Raw genomic sequence first — 16,574 nt, forward strand, 5'->3', positions numbered from 1 at the left:
GCTCGACCCGGCAGAGGTCGCCGATCTGCGCCCCCGGCAGTCGGCACTGCAGCAAGATGCCGCTGACCCGCTGCACCCGTCCGCGCACCATGACCGGCGCGAAGCGACGCAAGTGCGCCAATTGCCCGGCCTCCCAGGCCTCCAGTCGCGCGATGGCCGCCTGCGTCATCACCAAGTGACCTCGTAGCGTTGGTCGCCCTCGAAGGTGACTTTGCCGCTGTCGATGGCGGTCAAGCGCAGGCCATCGATCTGGTCGCCCAGGAACAACCGACGTCCATCGGCGGTGACCACGTGGCCATGCTTACCGCCCACGATCTGGGCGATCTGAAACGGCAGCTTCGTCAGCCGTTCATTGACGTTGGCGGTGATCCCAATCGGTGTTTCGTAGCGGTCGTGGAAGCGCTCGATCAACCGTTCGACCATCGCCAGGCGTTGGCGCGGCAACTCGCCCACCAGGACCAGCCGGTCGTCCTGGCTCTCGACCCGCACACCGGCGCCCAGATCACGTTCCTGCAACATGCGATCAAGCTCCAGGCGGACCGCCTCGACATTGTCCAAGGCCACCTTGCTCTGCTTGAGCTGCTGGGCCGGGCTGCGTGCCACGGGCTGCGCCGGCTGGCTGGTAAAGGCCCAGGCGCTGGAGGCAACGGTGATCACCGCAGCGGCAATGGCCAGGCGCTTGGGCCAGGACGGCCGCATGGCGGGTTTCGGGGTTTCCCGGTCCGACGCCAGATGCGCGGCATCATCCAGTGCCGCCTCTTCGGGCCAGGGTTGATCAGCCGGGGACAAGCATAGCCAAACGCCTGCCACGGCAAACGGGGCATTGCTCTGCAAGGGCTCGGCCGCAGCCCAAGGCTGGCCTTGTCCATCGCAAACGGTGCCCTCCAGCCGTTCCAACAGCCACTGGCCCTGCACCTGCCGCAGGCTCACGTGTCGCCCACAGATGCCCGGATCGTAAAGCGCCAGGTCGGCCTCCTCCGCCGCCCCGACCACCCATTGCTCGCCAATCAGCGGCAACGCCGCACCTCGGTGCAGACCACTCAAGACTCGCAGTTCGAACATGGTCAATTCCTCAAGGGGCGACAGACGCTCGCCCACGATCCGGTAGTACGACGGGGCACCGGCGGCCCCCGTCCTCTGTCACAGCCAGGCCATCGAACGCACCTGGATTTGCATCGTTACGTGGAGGCACCGCTGCTGGCGTGCCAAGACAAGCCCGTCACGCAGCATCCTCCATCCGTAGTTTTTCCTGCTCGAGGTCAAAGCGCCCCAGCACCGTGACCTGGGCGTTGCTGTGCAACTCGCTGAAGGCGAGCACGGGCACGTGATTGAATTCATCGCGCAACAAATCGCGCAGCGGTGCCCGCAGGTCTTGCGCCACCAACAGCACGGCCACGCGCTTGGCGCGCAACGGGAAACCTTCGCGCAACTGCATCACCAAGGCGCGGGTATGCAGGCTTTCCAGGGCAAAAAAGGTTTCCGTCTGGGTCTGGCGCAGCGCATCGCGCAACAGGCCTTCGGTTTCCGGCGTCAACAACCACACGTGCAGGCCGTCTTCGTCGCGGTACTGGTGATAGATCTGCGACTTCAGGGCGATGCGCGCGTAGTCGGTCAGCGCACCGACGTCACGCTCGTGCTGCCCATGCTCGATCAAGGACTCGGCGATCAGCCGCACCGCGCGCAGCGGCACACCTTCGCCGGCCAGGCGCTGGAGCACGGCGGCGAAACGGGCCAGGGGCATGGTCCGCTGCAGCTCTTGCACCAGCTCTGGCTGGCCCGCTTCGAGCCAACTTAGAATCGACTTGCTCTCCTGAAGCCCCAAGAATTGCGGGCCCGTGGCAAACATCGCGCGGCTCATCCGCTCCACCAGCAACTCGTCGGGCGTCAGCCAGAGCCACTGCTGCTCGTCACGCACCTCGCTGCCGACCTGCCCGTCGCGCGGTTCCAACGGCAGCGGCCCGCGAGCCACCGCCACGCGCTCTCCGAAAGTGGCCCGCAACATCGGCACCTCGTGCACGCAGAAGCGGAACTCGTCGTCCTCCAGCAACGCGCTGTATTCGATCTCGAAAGGCGGCAAGGTCAGGCCAAAGCCGGCCACCAGCGCGTTACGCTTCTTGCGGATCGCCTGGATGACTTCCTCGGCGGCAGCGTTACCTTCCATGGCTTTGGAAAACTGCAAAAGAAAGGCACGGGTCGGGTCGAAGCTGCGCAGGTCTTCAGCGCCGTTCTGTGCAGGGGCCACGACCTCCGCTGGCTGGTCACCCTGGCGTGCCTGCCGGGCGCGCGAGTAGAGCTGAACGATGCCGGCGGTGCCGGTGATCAAGGCGATGACGATGAACACCAGCGTGGGCATGCCGGGCAAGGCCGCGAAGCCGAGCATGCCCACCGAAGCGATCACCCAGGCCTTGGGTTCGGCGGTCAACTGCTGGGCGATTTCCTTGCCGACGCTACTGCCCGCCGGCTGCCCTTCCGGCGACACCCGGGTGATGATCATGCCCGCGGTGAGGGAAATCAGCAGTGCCGGAATCTGCGCGATCAGACCGTCACCGATGGTCAACACGGCATACAAATGCATCGATTCAGACGCGCCCATGTCGTGCTGCATCATGCCGACCGTAAAGCCACCGATGAGGTTGATCACCACGATCACCAAACCCGCGATGGCATCGCCCTTGACGAATTTCATCGCCCCGTCCATCGCACCGAACAGCTGGCTTTCCTTGTTCAACTCCTCGCGACGCCGCCGGGCTTCACTGACATCGATCAGGTTCGCGCGCAGGTCGCTGTCGATGGACATCTGCTTGCCCGGCAGCGCATCCAGGGTGAACCGCGCCGCCACTTCGGCGACCCGCTCCGAGCCCTTGGTGATCACCAGAAAGTTGACCACCGTCAGAATGAGAAAGATGACCAAGCCGACTGCAAGGTTGCCTCCGACCACGAAATTACCGAACGCCTGGACGATATGACCGGCGTCGCCCTGGAGCAGGATCAATCGGGTAGTTGCCACCGACAACGCCAGCCGGAACAGCGTGGTCAGCAGCAGCACCGCGGGAAACGAGGAAAACGCCAACGGCCGTGGCAGGTACAGCGAGATCACGATCAGCAGGCAGGAGATACAGATGTTGATCGCGATCAGCGCATCGACCACCGAGGTCGGTAAGGGCAGGATCAGCATGAACACGATGCCGAGCACCACGAACGCCGCAACCACCTCGATGCGTCGCACCGCTTCATTGGCGACTTTGTTCAACAGGGCGATCATGAGCGCGCTCCAATCACCGGGGCGGCGGTCTGGCTTCGGGGCTCGCCACGGGAGCGCTCATCGAGCAGCACCAACAGGTTCTTCAGCGCGGTCTGTCGGCTTTTGCTATCCCGCCAGAGTGGCAGCGGCAAACGCTTGAGCAAGGGGTACAGGCCGTTCAGGGAGACCAGTTGGTCGCGCTCCTCTTCTCCACCCAATTCACGCCCGATGCGCCGTACTTCCGCCGCCGACAGGCCACTGCTGACAAACCCCAGCATGCGCTGGAGCAACAGCACTGCCGTGAGCTGGCTGGCCGGGCAACTGTAGGCCAGTTGTTCGAGCAAACGGCGGCAGCTGTGCAGGACACTGCCAAGTTGCGTCGAGGCGGCCAGGCCGATCAACAACGTGCGCAATAGCGCGGTAGGACGTGACGGTGTGTGGGCGGCGATGTCGTCAGCCAGTGCTCGGCGCATCATGTCCAGCCCCGGCACGAATGCCGCCTCGCCGAACAAGCCAAGCAGCGCCTGCATCATGGTGGGTAACGACTGTTTGAGCACCACGGTGTCGTAGTAGAGCCGCCGTACTGCCTGGCGCAGTTCGGGATCGCCGCCCGCAGCGCGCAAGGCCTCGGCGATGTTCATGCCCGCCTGGATCTGCGCGCCATAACGCTCGCGCAATAGCTGCAGGTAGTCGCGAGCGCGCTGGGCTTCAACGAGACGACCTTGCACTTCGGCCTCGCGCAACGCTTGCTGCAGGATCAGGTCGGTACGGGCCGGGTCACCACCGGTGGACTGCACCACCTCTTCAAGCACCGGCTCGCCACACAACAACAAACCCGCCTGGGCGGCCATTGCCCCCAGGCTCTGCTTGCCTGGGTGGCCAAGTTGGTCGTACCACTCCTCCAACTGCTCGCGCGTCTCGACGCGCATCTGGCCCACCTCGCTGCGGGCATTGCGGATGCGCCGCTGGCTCAGCGCCTTGGTATTGCGCTCCACATGATGGCTGAAGGTCATGCCGACCTCCTCCATCGAATTGGACTGCACGGCCTGAAACGATTCGACAGGCCTGCCCATGCCCACAACGGCCGAAGCGGCCTGGGCAAGGTTGACGGCAATATGCGCATTTGTCGGGGCTTCTACTTTCATGATGGCCATGAGCGTGGTTTCGGACGCTCAGTGGGTGGCGGCGATCCAGCATTCAGTTCCATCCGCGGTCGTGGCCTTTTCTGACCAGTTAGGGAGGGTTTCCTGCCCGAGCGTTCGCTCGGTGCAATTTCATGCAGTGGAGTTTGGGACGGTTGTGCATGCTCTTGCACAAATAGAGCAAAAACACTAAACAAAAACCATTATTTATCAAGTAGATAAATCATTAAACCGGCTTGGCACAGGTCCTGCTGACAGGGGAAACGTCGACATTTTTTATCGACGCTATGGAACCTACTCAGAGGGATTTATTGATGAACAGCCTGAATCTCATGGCCCCCCCGAAAACCTCCCCGGCACCCGCAGGTGCGCCAGGCATCTGCTTCGGCGAGGCGCGCAAACTGCGTCTGTTTGTGCAAAAACGTGTACTCAATCAAGACGACGCCGACGACATCATCCAGCTCACGTACCTGGAAGCCTGGCGCAACCAGCAGAAGTTCAAAGGGCTGGCAAAGCAGGACACTTGGTTGTGCGGTATCGCCCTCAACCTGATCCGCAACCATTTCCGCCGCTTCTACGCGCAGCCACCGCTGAGCACTTTCGATGAAAGCGAGTTCAACGAGTCCAGTGACGACATTGACCTGAGTGAACTGTGCGACAACCGTCGGCTGTTGGACCGTACGCTGATAGCCATGGACGCGCTGCCCAAGGACATGCGCGACACCCTGTGGACCGCCGTGGACACCGAGAGCAGCTACCGCGATGCCGCCGAGAGGCTGGGCGTCCCCATTGGTACCGTGCGCTCAAGGTTGTTTCGCGCGCGTGAACAACTCAAACGCAGCGTCTACGGAGAAGCCCGACCATGACCCACAATCGTTTGAACAGCCGACCCGACCTGCCACGCGGCGTGCGCCGCTACACCCCCGACGACTTGCCGGTGATGACAGATATCTTCAACGAAAGCGCTCTGGGAGGTACCAGCTCCCCCGTGCTCAGAGCGTTTTCCCTGAAGGAAATGACGTTTTTCGTCGACTGTTTCGTCAACGAGGGTGATCCGATCTACGTGCTCGAACGCGCAGGTGAAGTCATCGCCTGGTTGATCGTCAACCGCTTCTGTTGGGGCGCCCAGGCCTGCCGATTGACCGGCGAAGTGTCGATCTACGTGCGCGGCGACCACATCGGCAGCGGTGTCGGCATCCGCCTTGGCCAAGCCGCGGTGGTGTTGGCCAGGCAGTATGGTTTCGAGACGCTGGTGGCCTGGATCATCGAGCACAACGAGGCCAGTAAACGCGGCGTACAAGGGCTTGGCGCGACCCAATGGGGACGCTTTCCAGGGATTGCCCGGTTCGCTGATAACCGTGCGGACGTTGTGCTCTACGGCCTGCACCTGACACCAGGCGACACGGCATCCACCACCCTTTCAGCGCCAGCGCAAAACGAGGAGGCCAGCCTGGCGTGAGTCCACGGCTCGTCCGGCTGGATAGTCGGGCGAGCCGCCTCTTTCTCAGGCATGGGCCTGCGCTCATTCGAGCCGATGCCATTTTTTGCACAGCCCAGTGACTCCCACTGGAGGAGCTGTGTAGGAGCTGTCGAGTGCAACGAGGCTGCGATCTTTCCCCAGACACTTGAATCTCAAGCGAAAGATCAAAAGATCAAAAGATCAAAAGATCGCAGGCTTCGCCAGCTCCTACAGAACCCAGCGCGAGCTTGCTCGTTCTCATCAATCCACCGACCAGCGCACCGGCAACGCCTCCGGCCCCCTGAAGTTGGGTACATAACGCCAGCGTACGGCGCCGGGATCGACCGCCAATTGCAGCCCAGGGCAGCATCGAAGAAGTGTATTCAGTGCAATTTCCAACTCCTGCCGGGCCAACGAGGCGCCCAGGCAATAGTGCGTGCCTTTGCCAAACGACATGTGCGGGCAGGCCGGGCGGGTGATGTCGAGCGTGTCAGGATTTGCACACAGCGCTTCGTCACGATTGGCCGAGCCTACCACCGCGATCAGCAGTTGCCCGCGCAGCAAGCGTTGCCCGGCCAGTTCGGTGTCCCGGGTGACGAAGCGGACCATGGCCCGCTCCACCGAGGAGTCATAGCGCAGAAACTCCTCGACCGCGCCAGGCATCAATGCCGGCTCGTCACGCAATCGCGCCAGCGCCTTCGGGTGCTGCACGAGCATGTGCACCGCATTGCCGATCATCGACGCCGAGGTTTCGTGTCCGGCGATGATCAGCAGCGCGATCATGCTGCACAGCTCACTTTGGCTGAGCATGCTGCCCTCTTCCTCGACCTGCGCCAGCGCCGAAACCAGGTCATCGCCCGGCTGTGCTCGACGCTGGTCGATCAACGCGAGCATGTAGCCCGCGAATTCGTTGTAGCAATGCCGCAACTCACTCAGGTCGTGCCCCACCTGCTGGACGATCATGTGGGACCAACGACGAAAATCGTCACGGTCGTGCGCGGGGACGCCAAGCAGCTCGGCGATGACGGTGATCGATAAAGGGAATGCATATTGGCTCACCACGTCCATTTTCCCGCTCGACCGCACGGGCTCCAGCAACGTCTCGGCGATCTGTTCGATACGCGGCCGCAGGGCGTTCACCGCCTTCAACGTGAAGGCCTTGTTGACCAGGCGACGCAAGCGGCGATGACTGTCGCCATCGCGGTTGAGCATGTGGTCGTTAAGAAACGCGATGGATTGCTCACCACCGAGCATCGCAGCGAACTGCGCATCGATCCGCGACGGGTCACGGGCGAAGCGCTCGTTGTCCAGCAGCACCTCCTCGACTTCCCGGGCACCGGTGACGTACCACATCGGCAACTGCCCTTCGGCCTGGCTGAAGAACACCGGGGACGCCTGGCGCAGCGCCGCATAATGCCGATAAGCCTCGCCGCGAAACGCGTCGCTATTCAAATCAAGGGTACGCTCGTAAGCCATGAACACTCTCCAGGGGCATCAATCATTGCTCCTGAGTGGCAGGGCGCGCCAAAAAAGATCCCTGTGGGGGCACAATGCTGTTCACTTAGAGCCCCAAAGCAAGAACAAAGGGCAGGTCGAGCTTCTAGGCATCTGCACCACCGCTATCGCGAGCACATCCAACATCACCGCAAACTGACACATCGCCTTCGCGAGCAAGCTTTGCTCCCACAGATCTGACGGGTGTACGACCGGGAGAGCCAGGTCGGCTATTAGGCCGCCTCGCGGTGGACGTTGATCTCGAGCGCCCCGTTAACCACGATGGCCGAACGCAGGTATTGGGCCGTGGGCACCTCGGCATGGATGCCGAGGTAGCCGCGCTGGGCCATGGATGGCCCTTCGCGGCGGCCCACGGAGCAATGCCTGCGTTCGGGCATGCCGAGCCTAAGCGAGGCAGCGAGTGGTGGGGCAAGAGCGTTTTGCTTACTTTTGACTGGGCCGGCTCCCGGGCTTCTCAAAAGTGAGCCGCCGTAAGGGCGGAACCATAAGTCGCCGTTACCGGAGAAACGGATGTATATACACCTGAAACAGGCCTCGGAATGGAGACCAAATCTCCGATAAACGCTTAAGTGAACAGCATTACCTGTGAGAGCGAACTCGCTCCTACATGGGTCTGTAGTATGTGCCGGTGAACCGTTTGCACGGCCACGGTCACTCAAAGGGAAACACCAACCCTTGTGTGGAGCTGACATGACGCGTGCACCTGCTATCCATGGCCAATGCGACACCCGTTTCGAACCGGTCAAAGAGGCGTTTATCCGGCTGATGCAAAGCCCCTTCGAACGCGGCGCCGCCCTGTGCATCCAGATTGACGGCGAAACAGTCATCGACCTGTGGGCCGGCACTGCCGGGCCGGAGCCGGACAACCATTGGCAGCGCGACACGCTGCTCAATCTGTTTTCCTGCACCAAGCCCTTCACGGCGGTGGCGATCATGCAGCTGGTCGGCGAAGGACGCCTGGAGCTGGACGCGCCGGTCTGCCGCTACTGGCCCGAATTCGCCAACGCCGGCAAAGCGTCGATCACCCTGCGCCAGGTGCTTTGCCACCGTGCCGGGCTGCCAGCGCTGCGCACGCCCCTGGCACCGGAAACCCTCTACGACTGGCACACCATGACCGACCTGATCGCCGAGGAAACTCCCTGGGCCGCAGCCGGAGAACAGCAGACCTATTCGCCCTTGCTGTTCGGCTGGATCCTCGGCGAACTGCTACGCCGGATGGATGGCCTGACGCCGGCGCAAAGCATCCATCAGCGGGTCGCGGTGCCGCTTGGGCTGGACTTCCACCTCGGCCTGGACGACGCGACCATCGCCCGCTGCGCCTACATGGCACGCACCAAAGACGAGATCGACGATGAGGCCTTTGGGCGAGTACTGACGGACGTGCTCAACGAGCCGACCGCCATGAGCACACTGGCCTTCGCCAACCCGCCCATGGTGCTGGGACGCAGTAACGAGGCGGGCTGGAAACGCATGACCCAACCGGCGGCCAACGGACATGGCAATGCCCGCAGCCTGGCGGCGTTCTACGCCGGTCTGCTCGACGGGCAACTGCTGGAGTCACCGCTGCTCAACGAAATGTTGCGCGAGCACAGCGCCGAATACGACCCGACCATCCAGACCCCCACGCGCTTCGGCCTGGGCATCATGCTCAACCAGCCGGACGTGGCGAACGGCAGTTATGGCATGGGCAACGAGGCGTTCGGCCACATGGGCGCCGGTGGCACCATCGGGTTTGCCGACCCTGAGCGCGGCGTGGCGTTCGGCTTCGCCTGCAACACCATTGGCTCCTACGTCTTGATGGACCCACGTGCACGCGGCCTGGCCAATATCGCGATGGGCTGCCTGTAGGCCCTGGAGATCCGAAAGATCAGGTGGTGGGGGCTGTGGAAGATCGTTCCTCACGCTCCGCGTGGGAATGCCGCCAGGGACGCTCCGCGTTCCGCTTCTGGAAGGTGACGCAGAGCGTCACGGGATGTATTCCCACGCAGAGCGTGGGAACGATCAACATGGCGGATAATCGGCTCACACCCCTGGCGGCACGACCACCTCTGCCACCTGCGGCTCGGCCACGCCGGTATCGGGTGAGGCAACCACTTGTTCTTCGCTACCGGCCACGCGGGGCAGCGCCGCCTTGGCGATCATGTCCGGTTGGGCCTGCAACCTGCGCGACGCTTCCATGGGCATCAGCAAGCGCCCCCTGGCCCGACCGCGCGCGGCAGGGTTGAGCATGCGCAACTCTCGCTCATGCACACCGGACAACTGCGCCAGATGCGCCAGGTCCACGGGCTGCGCCAAGGCGACCATCTGGAAATACGGCTGGTCGGCGATGGGCGCCAGGCTCACGCCATAGTCGGCGGGCGCATTCACCAGTTGCGACAGCGCCAGCAGTCGCGGCACATAGTTCTGGGTTTCACCGGGCAACGACAGGTTCCAATAATTGGTTGCCAGGCCGCGGGCGCGATTGCGCGTGATAGCGTCGCGCACCCGCCCTTCCCCGGCGTTGTAGGCGGCCAGCGCCAGTAGCCAGTCGCCGTCGAAGTAATCGTGCAAGTAGGACAAATAATCCAGGGCGGCCCGCGTCGATGACGGAATGTCCCGGCGCTCGTCATAGTCGCCTCCCTGCTGCAATTGGTAGCGGCGTCCCGTGGCGGGAATGAATTGCCAGAGGCCCAGGGCCTGGGCCGGCGATTGGGCGTTCGGATTGAACCCGCTCTCGATGGCCGGCAACAGCGCCAGTTCCAGCGGCATGTTGCGCTTGTTCAGTTCCCCCACGATGAAGTGCAGGTAACGGCTGCCGGCACGCCCGGTCTGGGTGAGAAACGCCGGGCGATCCATCAGCCAGCGGCGTTGCTCATCGATGCGCGCCACCCCCTGGGTCTTGGCCTGCAAGGAAAACCCCTGGCGCATGCGCGTCCACAGGCTGCCGCCGCTTTGCGGGGATGACTCGCCGATCTGGATGATCGTGTCCGTAGGCGCCGGCTCAAGCCAGCGCAGTTGCGAGCGGTAAGGCTCGTTGGCGGAAGGATCGCCAATGGTCAGCTGCGGTTCGAGGTGCTGGCAACCATACAGCAAGGTCGCCACGGCCAGCATGGACAACCCTTTGGGGACGATTCGAAGGGCCGGCAAAGGTGCAAGTGATCGGGACATGGGCGGTCAACCTTGAGTGAGGTGGCGCCATTGGGTGGCAGATCACAGGGCTGCGGTTCCACGCAGTTCGCCCGGCGCGTCGGCATCGGCCCGCAGCGGCGGTCGGTTGGAACCGAAATGCCGCAGGTGTCACTCACCATGGGCAGCAGGCGCTCGTCGGCGCCTGGATGACAATGCGAGGTCACTCATGGCGTCACCCATCTATTGCAAGCTGATCGATCAGCTTTGCGAACTCACAATGATTCCTACCCCGGCAGCGTTCTACGAGCAGGCGAACCTGTCGGTCAAGGATGTCGACTTTTCCCTCAAGCACACCCCTGGCGTGGGTGAGGGAGACGTCTTTATCTACTGCAGCTTCGGGCCATTGCCGGTGGCGAATCGGGAAGCGGTCCTGCAACGGCTGCTGGAAACCAACCTGTACCTGCTGAGCGGCGCGTTCTGCCCTTCCCTGTCTTACAACCGCGACAGCGAACAGGTAATCCTGATCGGCCACGTCCCCCTGGAAACCCTCACGGCCGAGCGCCTGCTCGGGCTGATGGGCGGTGCCGCCGACATGGCGTTGATTTGGCGCGATGGCTACTTCTTCGACGGCGCCAGCCCAAACGACACCGCCAAGCCCACCCAACACAAACCCACCCCCCGTAGCACCGGGCTCAACAGCGCCCTGTCAATCTAGGAGAGCACGACATGCCAGATTTATCAGTAGGACGAAGCACCAGCTCGGCGGCGCTGCACCAGCAGGACGATCGGATCACGCCGGTGGGAACCAGCCTGTCCGAGCAGGTTCGGCCCTCCACCAATCCCCTGGTGCCTTATCACTTCGAAGGGCAGGCGACCGACAAGACCCAGCAAACACTCAGGACCCGGCAGCAGCGCCTGACAGGACTGGTCAACAGCCTCGGCAAGAAAAACCCTGAGAGCGACCCCATTGGCTATGCACGTGAGCATATGAGCCTGGAAGGCAAAGTATTGGGCTACGCGCCAGGCACAAGTTATCAAGATGTACAGAAGCATCTCGCCGAACTCGGCGGCACACCGCACCCGATGCTGTCGGGCCACGAAGAAACCGAAGCATTCGTCAAGGACTTCAACGAGTACCTGGGCAAGAACGAGGACGACAGGAAAGAGGACGGCGGTTTCAAAGCCGTCTGGGGCAAACACTGCGAGCGCATGGGTAATACCCTTGGCGCCTATCATTCGTTGTGCCAGGAAGTCATCGATAAAACCCCGGAAGGGAGCGACCGCCAGCTGCTGCAAAATAGCCATGAAGCCTTCCGCGGTTATGCCAAAGGTGTCATGCAAGCCATGACGCAAGACATGCCCACGCGCTTGAATACCTTCATGGAAAGCCGAATCGAGCATGCGCAACAAGCGGCGAACAACGAGAGCCTTCCCCCGGCCGCACGCGACCAGGCGAAGGATCAACTGGGCCAGTTACGCGAGGTCCAGGGGGAGCTTGGCGAGTTGCTCAAGACCGATGACGACAAGCCGAACACGCCAAGCGAACTGGCAACGGCGACGAAGAAAAACGAGGTGCTGGACACCGCGCTGAAGAACGTCGCACGCCAGGACTATGTCGCCGACCTCAAGACCAAGAGCGGCTTTGTAACCGGCCTGGCGGTGTTCGCCGGGGCGGGAATCCCGCAGGGCGTGGCGTCTGCGGGCCACTTTGGCGCCATCACTGCGTCGATCGATGAAAAAATGGCGGACGCCTCCTACGGCAAGCATGTCGCGGCGACCTCGACTGTGCTTGGCGCCGCCCACAAGGTGATCAGCGACGGCATCCGCCCATTCGTCCAGGTCGTCGTCGACAAGACCATCGGCGCCGGCCTGGAAAAAGTCGATCCGATGTCGGTCTATCCCAAGGCCTTGCAAGTCGTCACGCAGGACGGACGTCGGGTCGAGAACGCTGGACGCGATGCCCTCAACCTCACACAGGAGCAAAAGCGCAACGACTTCAAGCTCAAACAGAACGCGAACAACTTTGGCACCATGAGCGGCGACTTCACCGGCTACCTCGCCTTCGGTGCCGCCCATGCTGTGCGCGACACCATTGATCAATTCTCCTCGACAAATGCCAGCGGCATCCTCGCCCGCTCGGCGGCATCCGCAGTGGGTGGCTCCTTCATGGCGGGTGGCCAGGCAGTGGCGAAATATGCGCAAACCCACGGTGACGAGGAGATCCCTACCTACCGGGTGACAACGGAAAACCGCAACTGGGGCGAGCTGCTACCCAAGGCGTTTTCCGAAGCGACAGGAAAGCTCAACCCGATCAGCATGACCAACATCAGCGACTACGCCAACCGGATCGTAGGCGTAGGCGAAGGGGTCGCCATGCGTACAGCCGTGGGTGACGCAGCCGCGGTGGGTGAAAACCCGGAAGTGCGGGAAAAAATGGAGCAGATTGTCACCACCTTTTTCTCCTCCGGCCTGACGCTGCTTCCGTTCTTTGCCAACAGCGTGGCGGCACCGCTCGAAAACAAGGCGCTGAGCGGCAAAGACGACCTGACCAAACGAGCAAACGTACCGCTGCAGAACGTGACAAGTCCAAACCGCGACGGTCTGCCCCACACCCAGCCGGAAGGCTGGCGGCGCGACCTCGAAAATACCTACCACGTGACCCGCGGCCTTACCCAGGTCGTTCCGCAAACCGCTATCGCAGGGCTTAACCTGGGTACCGAATGGGCCCAGAGCCTGGCAACGAGGCCTAAAAAAGCCTCTGGCGATGACATTCAACTGGCAGAGCGAGGCGAAGCGCGGACCCAGGGCGGACCGTCCAACGAACCTGCACCCACTACCCGGCCAAGCTGATGAATTCGCCGGGCCATCCTTCGATGGCTTGACGATCACCGGCTGAAACCACCCCTCTACGCCGGCCGCAGGAGACTCCTGCGGCCGGCCCTCGCGACACACGCCGACTCACATCCCTTTGTGCTTGGACGACGGCAGACGTGAATGCTGTGCCGATCAACGATAGCCTTCCGATTCGCAGCGCGGCCTCCAACGCCCAGCCGCTGCCCGAAACCTTCCACCGCCTATACTCCCGCCCGCGAGGCGACCTGGAGAAAATCCCTCCGACGGACGATGCGCCGGGAAGCAGCCATATGCTAAACAGGGAATCAACAGCGAGACCATGGGACCGCTGTCACCAGAATAAGGAATCACCATGAAGCGCACCCTCATCGCCTTCCTGTCATTGATCGTCACCGCGATCATCGTCGCGGGCGGCTACCTCTACAGCAAGCAGCCCACCCGCCAAGGCACGGTGCAGTTGCAAGGGCTGCATGGCTCGGTGACGGTGCGCTACGACGAACGCGGTGTGCCGCATATCCGCGCCGAGAACGAAACCGACCTGTACCGCGCCCTCGGTTATGTCCATGCCCAGGATCGGCTGTTCCAGATGGAGATCATTCGCCGCCTCGCCCGTGGTGAGCTGGCCGAGGTGCTGGGGCCGAAGCTGCTCGATACTGACAAGCTGATGCGCAGCCTGCGCATCCGCGAACGCGCCACGGCCTACGTGACCGAGCAGGACCCACAATCCCCGGCCTGGCTCGCCATGCAAGCCTACCTGGACGGGATCAACGCCTATCAGGACAGCCACACCCGGCCCGTGGAATTCGATGTGCTGGGCATTCCCAAGCGCCCGTTCACCGCGGAAGACACCGTGAGCGTTACCGGCTACATGGCCTACAGCTTCGCCGCGGCCTTTCGCACCGAACCCCTGCTGACCTATGTGCGCGATGTGCTGGGTGCCAACTACCTGAACATTTTCGACCTCGACTGGCAGCCTCAAGGTGTGCTGGCCGAAGGTCGCAAGGGCGGCCTGCCGCTGGCTGCCGCCGACTGGAAAGACCTCAACGCCCTGGCCCGCCTGAGCGAGCAGGCCCTGGCTGATAACGGCCTGCCGCAGTTCGAGGGCAGCAATGCCTGGGCGGTCTCCGGCAGCCGCACCCACAGCGGCAAGCCGTTGCTGGCGGGTGACCCGCACATCCGTTTTTCCACGCCTTCGGTGTGGTACGAGGCGCACTTGTCGGCCCCGGGGTTCGAACTCTACGGGCAATACCAGGCGCTGCTGCCCTTCGCGACGCTGGGCATGAACAAGGATTTCGGCTGGAGCGTCACCATGTTCCAGAACGACGACCTGGACCTGATCGCCGAGAAGGTCAACCCGGACAATCCCGAACAGGTCTGGTATCGCGACAAATGGGTGGACATGACCCGCAGCGAGCAGCAGATCGCGGTCAAGGGCCAGGCGCCGGTGACGCTGGTGCTGCGCCAGTCGCCCCATGGTCCGATCGTCAACGATGCCCTCGGTGCGAACGCCGGCAAGACCCCGGTCGCCATGTGGTGGGGATTCCTGGAAAGCCGCAACCCGATCCTCGAGGCCTTTTACCAGCTCAACCGCGCCGACACCCTCACCAAGGCTCGCGGCGCTTCGGCCAAGATCCACGCACCCGGGCTGAACGTGGTGTGGGCCAACGCCAAGGGGGACATCGGCTGGTGGGCCGCCGCGCAACTGCCCAAGCGGCCAGCCGGTGTGAAGCCCGGCTTCATCCTCGACGGCAGCAGCCCGGAGGCGGAAAAGGAAGGTTTCTATCCGTTCAGCAGCAATCCGCAGGAAGAGAACCCGGCGCGGGGCTACATCGTCTCGGCCAATTTCCAGCCGGTGCCGGCCAGCGGCATCGAGATCCCCGGTTACTACAACCTCGCCGACCGCGGCCAGCAACTCAACCGTCAGCTCAGCGACAAGCAGGCGAAGTGGGACATCGAAACCACCCAGAAACTGCAGCTGGGCACCACTACCGCCTACGGCCCTCGCCTGCTCGCGCCTTTGCTGCCGGTGCTGCGTGAGGTGGTCAACGACCCACAGGAACGCAAATGGGTGGAACAACTGGCTCAATGGCCGGGCGATTACCCCCTGGACTCCACCAGCGCCACGCTGTTCAACCAGTTCCTGTTCAACCTGGCCGACGCCGCCCTGCACGATGAGCTGGGTGACGGCTTCTTCGAAACCGCGCTGTCGACGCGGGTGATCGACGCCGCCCTTCCACGCCTGGCGACCTCCGGAGATTCATCGTGGTGGGATGACCGCACGACCCTCGGCACGGAAACCCGTGCCGACACCGTGAAAAAGGCCTGGGACAAGAGCCTCACCCACCTGAAGACCACCCTCGGCGACGATGCCACGCAATGGCAATGGGGCAAGGCCCACACCCTGACCCATGGCCACCCGCTGGGCCTGCAAAAGCCGCTGGACCGGATCTTCAACGTCGGCCCCTTCGCCGCACCGGGTACCCACGAGGTGCCCAACAACCTCTCCGCCAAAATCGGTCCGGCGCCGTGGCCGGTGACCTATGGGCCTTCGACGCGGCGCATCATCGACTTCGCCGACCCGACCCACAGCGTCACCATCAACCCCGTTGGCCAGAGCGGCGTGCCGTTCGACAAGCATTACGAGGACCAGGCCGAGGCGTACATAGAGGGGCTGTATCACCAGGCGCACCTGGCCGAGGAAGAAGTGACGGCCAATACCCATGGCACCTTGAAACTGTTGCCGGCCCGGGCGCCCTGAATCGGACGCGCAGGTCTTTTTCATCGCTAACCGGGCTTGATCGTCATGGATGGTCAAGACTACAAGGGCGCAATCCCGCCTTTCCCACTAGGAGTCAAACGCTATGTTCAACAACTGGTCCGAGCTGCTGCCTACCATCAAGAGCGCCTTTGGCGCCCTGGGTAAAAGCAACCCGAAGATGGTCAAGGCCTACATGGCCCTGGACGAAGCCGCGGCTGAAAACAACGTGCTAGATGCCAAGACCCGTGAGCTGATCTCCATCGCCGTCGCCATCACCACGCGCTGTGACGGTTGTATCGGCGTACACACCGACGCGGCCATCAAGGCCGGCGCCACCCGCGAAGAAATCGCCGCTACCCTGGCCACCGCGGTGTCGCTCAATGCAGGTGCGGCGTACATCTACTCCTTGCGCGCGCTGGAAGCCCATGACGCGTTGAAGAAGTGAACGGCCAATAACCTGCCGGCCGTATCGCGAGCAGGCTCGCTCCCACAATGGGA

At 62.9% G+C, this 16,574-nt stretch carries 12 protein-coding genes and 1 pseudogene; 7 read left to right on the top strand and 6 right to left on the bottom strand.

Annotated features, from left to right (window positions below):
- From CFII68_RS27855 to CFII68_RS18875, 4 genes and pseudogenes are all read right to left on the bottom strand, one after another.
- A pseudogene (locus CFII68_RS27855) lies at positions 1 to 169 on the bottom strand (EscN/YscN/HrcN family type III secretion system ATPase); the annotation flags it as partial.
- Positions 169 to 1,062, bottom strand: coding sequence for an FHA domain-containing protein (locus tag CFII68_RS18885; RefSeq protein ID WP_018604065.1), 894 nt, complete (start codon positions 1,060 to 1,062; stop codon positions 169 to 171). The pseudogene CFII68_RS27855 and the gene CFII68_RS18885, both read right to left, overlap by 1 nt.
- 157 nt (positions 1,063 to 1,219) lie before the next feature.
- The gene (sctV, locus tag CFII68_RS18880) at positions 1,220 to 3,262 is read right to left on the bottom strand and encodes a type III secretion system export apparatus subunit SctV (RefSeq protein WP_018604066.1); all 2,043 of its coding nucleotides are present in this window, start codon (positions 3,260 to 3,262) and stop codon (positions 1,220 to 1,222) included.
- Positions 3,259 to 4,395 (bottom strand): TyeA family type III secretion system gatekeeper subunit, encoded by a 1,137-nt coding sequence (locus CFII68_RS18875; protein ID WP_018604067.1) that lies wholly within the window; start codon positions 4,393 to 4,395, stop codon positions 3,259 to 3,261. The genes sctV and CFII68_RS18875 overlap by 4 nt, the downstream gene beginning before the upstream one ends.
- Before the next feature lie 302 nt (positions 4,396 to 4,697).
- On the opposite strand from CFII68_RS18875, the gene CFII68_RS18870 reads away from it, so the two are divergent.
- Positions 4,698 to 5,249, top strand: a complete 552-nt coding sequence (locus CFII68_RS18870) for an RNA polymerase sigma factor (RefSeq protein ID WP_018604068.1) — start codon at positions 4,698 to 4,700, stop codon at positions 5,247 to 5,249.
- Positions 5,246 to 5,842, top strand: coding sequence for a GNAT family N-acetyltransferase (locus CFII68_RS18865; RefSeq protein ID WP_018604069.1), 597 nt, complete (start codon positions 5,246 to 5,248; stop codon positions 5,840 to 5,842). Before CFII68_RS18870 ends, CFII68_RS18865 begins: the two co-directional genes overlap by 4 nt.
- A gap of 261 nt (positions 5,843 to 6,103) precedes the next feature.
- Here CFII68_RS18865 and CFII68_RS18860 read toward each other — a convergent pair whose 3' ends face one another.
- On the bottom strand, positions 6,104 to 7,318 hold the full coding sequence (locus tag CFII68_RS18860) for a cytochrome P450 (RefSeq protein ID WP_018604070.1): 1,215 nt from the start codon (positions 7,316 to 7,318) through the stop codon (positions 6,104 to 6,106).
- Positions 7,319 to 8,047: 729 nt separating this feature from the next.
- Here CFII68_RS18860 and CFII68_RS18850 point away from each other — a divergent pair.
- Positions 8,048 to 9,205 (top strand): serine hydrolase domain-containing protein, encoded by a 1,158-nt coding sequence (locus CFII68_RS18850; RefSeq protein WP_018604072.1) that lies wholly within the window; start codon positions 8,048 to 8,050, stop codon positions 9,203 to 9,205.
- Positions 9,206 to 9,379: 174 nt separating this feature from the next.
- Here CFII68_RS18850 and CFII68_RS18845 read toward each other — a convergent pair whose 3' ends face one another.
- The gene (locus CFII68_RS18845) at positions 9,380 to 10,504 is read right to left on the bottom strand and encodes a transglycosylase SLT domain-containing protein (RefSeq protein ID WP_033062537.1); all 1,125 of its coding nucleotides are present in this window, start codon (positions 10,502 to 10,504) and stop codon (positions 9,380 to 9,382) included.
- Positions 10,505 to 10,691: 187 nt separating this feature from the next.
- Between CFII68_RS18845 and CFII68_RS18840 the strand changes: the two genes are divergently transcribed.
- The 4 genes from CFII68_RS18840 (at position 10,692) to CFII68_RS18825 (ending at position 16,521) form a co-directional block, all read left to right on the top strand.
- A complete protein-coding gene (locus CFII68_RS18840; protein WP_018604080.1) occupies positions 10,692 to 11,180 on the top strand; it encodes a CesT family type III secretion system chaperone in 489 nt (162 codons plus the stop codon).
- 11 nt (positions 11,181 to 11,191) lie between these two features.
- Entirely contained in the window at positions 11,192 to 13,315 is a 2,124-nt protein-coding gene (locus CFII68_RS18835) for a hypothetical protein (RefSeq protein ID WP_018604081.1), read from the top strand.
- A 355-nt stretch (positions 13,316 to 13,670) separates the two neighbouring features.
- A complete protein-coding gene (locus CFII68_RS18830; RefSeq protein WP_018604083.1) occupies positions 13,671 to 16,076 on the top strand; it encodes a penicillin acylase family protein in 2,406 nt (801 codons plus the stop codon).
- 103 nt (positions 16,077 to 16,179) lie between these two features.
- Positions 16,180 to 16,521 (top strand): carboxymuconolactone decarboxylase family protein, encoded by a 342-nt coding sequence (locus CFII68_RS18825; RefSeq protein WP_014340738.1) that lies wholly within the window; start codon positions 16,180 to 16,182, stop codon positions 16,519 to 16,521.
- Positions 16,522 to 16,574: the final 53 nt, after the last annotated feature.

This window comes from Pseudomonas sp. CFII68 (assembly GCF_000416195.1).
Classification (GTDB): Bacteria; Pseudomonadota; Gammaproteobacteria; order Pseudomonadales; family Pseudomonadaceae; genus Aquipseudomonas; species Aquipseudomonas kilonensis.

Excerpts from the sequence above, each read along its gene's own strand:
- CFII68_RS18845 (WP_033062537.1), bottom strand. The coding sequence starts at position 10,504 with ATGTCCCGATCACTTGCACCTTTGCCGGCCCTTCGAATCGTCCCCAAA.
- CFII68_RS18860 (WP_018604070.1), bottom strand. The coding sequence starts at position 7,318 with ATGGCTTACGAGCGTACCCTTGATTTGAATAGCGACGCGTTTCGCGGC.
- CFII68_RS18835 (WP_018604081.1), top strand. The coding sequence starts at position 11,192 with ATGCCAGATTTATCAGTAGGACGAAGCACCAGCTCGGCGGCGCTGCAC.
- CFII68_RS18850 (WP_018604072.1), top strand. The coding sequence starts at position 8,048 with ATGACGCGTGCACCTGCTATCCATGGCCAATGCGACACCCGTTTCGAA.
- CFII68_RS18885 (WP_018604065.1), bottom strand. The coding sequence starts at position 1,062 with ATGTTCGAACTGCGAGTCTTGAGTGGTCTGCACCGAGGTGCGGCGTTG.
- CFII68_RS18830 (WP_018604083.1), top strand. The coding sequence starts at position 13,671 with ATGAAGCGCACCCTCATCGCCTTCCTGTCATTGATCGTCACCGCGATC.
- CFII68_RS18870 (WP_018604068.1), top strand. The coding sequence starts at position 4,698 with ATGAACAGCCTGAATCTCATGGCCCCCCCGAAAACCTCCCCGGCACCC.
- CFII68_RS18865 (WP_018604069.1), top strand. The coding sequence starts at position 5,246 with ATGACCCACAATCGTTTGAACAGCCGACCCGACCTGCCACGCGGCGTG.
- CFII68_RS18875 (WP_018604067.1), bottom strand. The coding sequence starts at position 4,395 with ATGGCCATCATGAAAGTAGAAGCCCCGACAAATGCGCATATTGCCGTC.
- CFII68_RS18840 (WP_018604080.1), top strand. The coding sequence starts at position 10,692 with ATGGCGTCACCCATCTATTGCAAGCTGATCGATCAGCTTTGCGAACTC.
- CFII68_RS18825 (WP_014340738.1), top strand. The coding sequence starts at position 16,180 with ATGTTCAACAACTGGTCCGAGCTGCTGCCTACCATCAAGAGCGCCTTT.
- sctV (WP_018604066.1), bottom strand. The coding sequence starts at position 3,262 with ATGATCGCCCTGTTGAACAAAGTCGCCAATGAAGCGGTGCGACGCATC.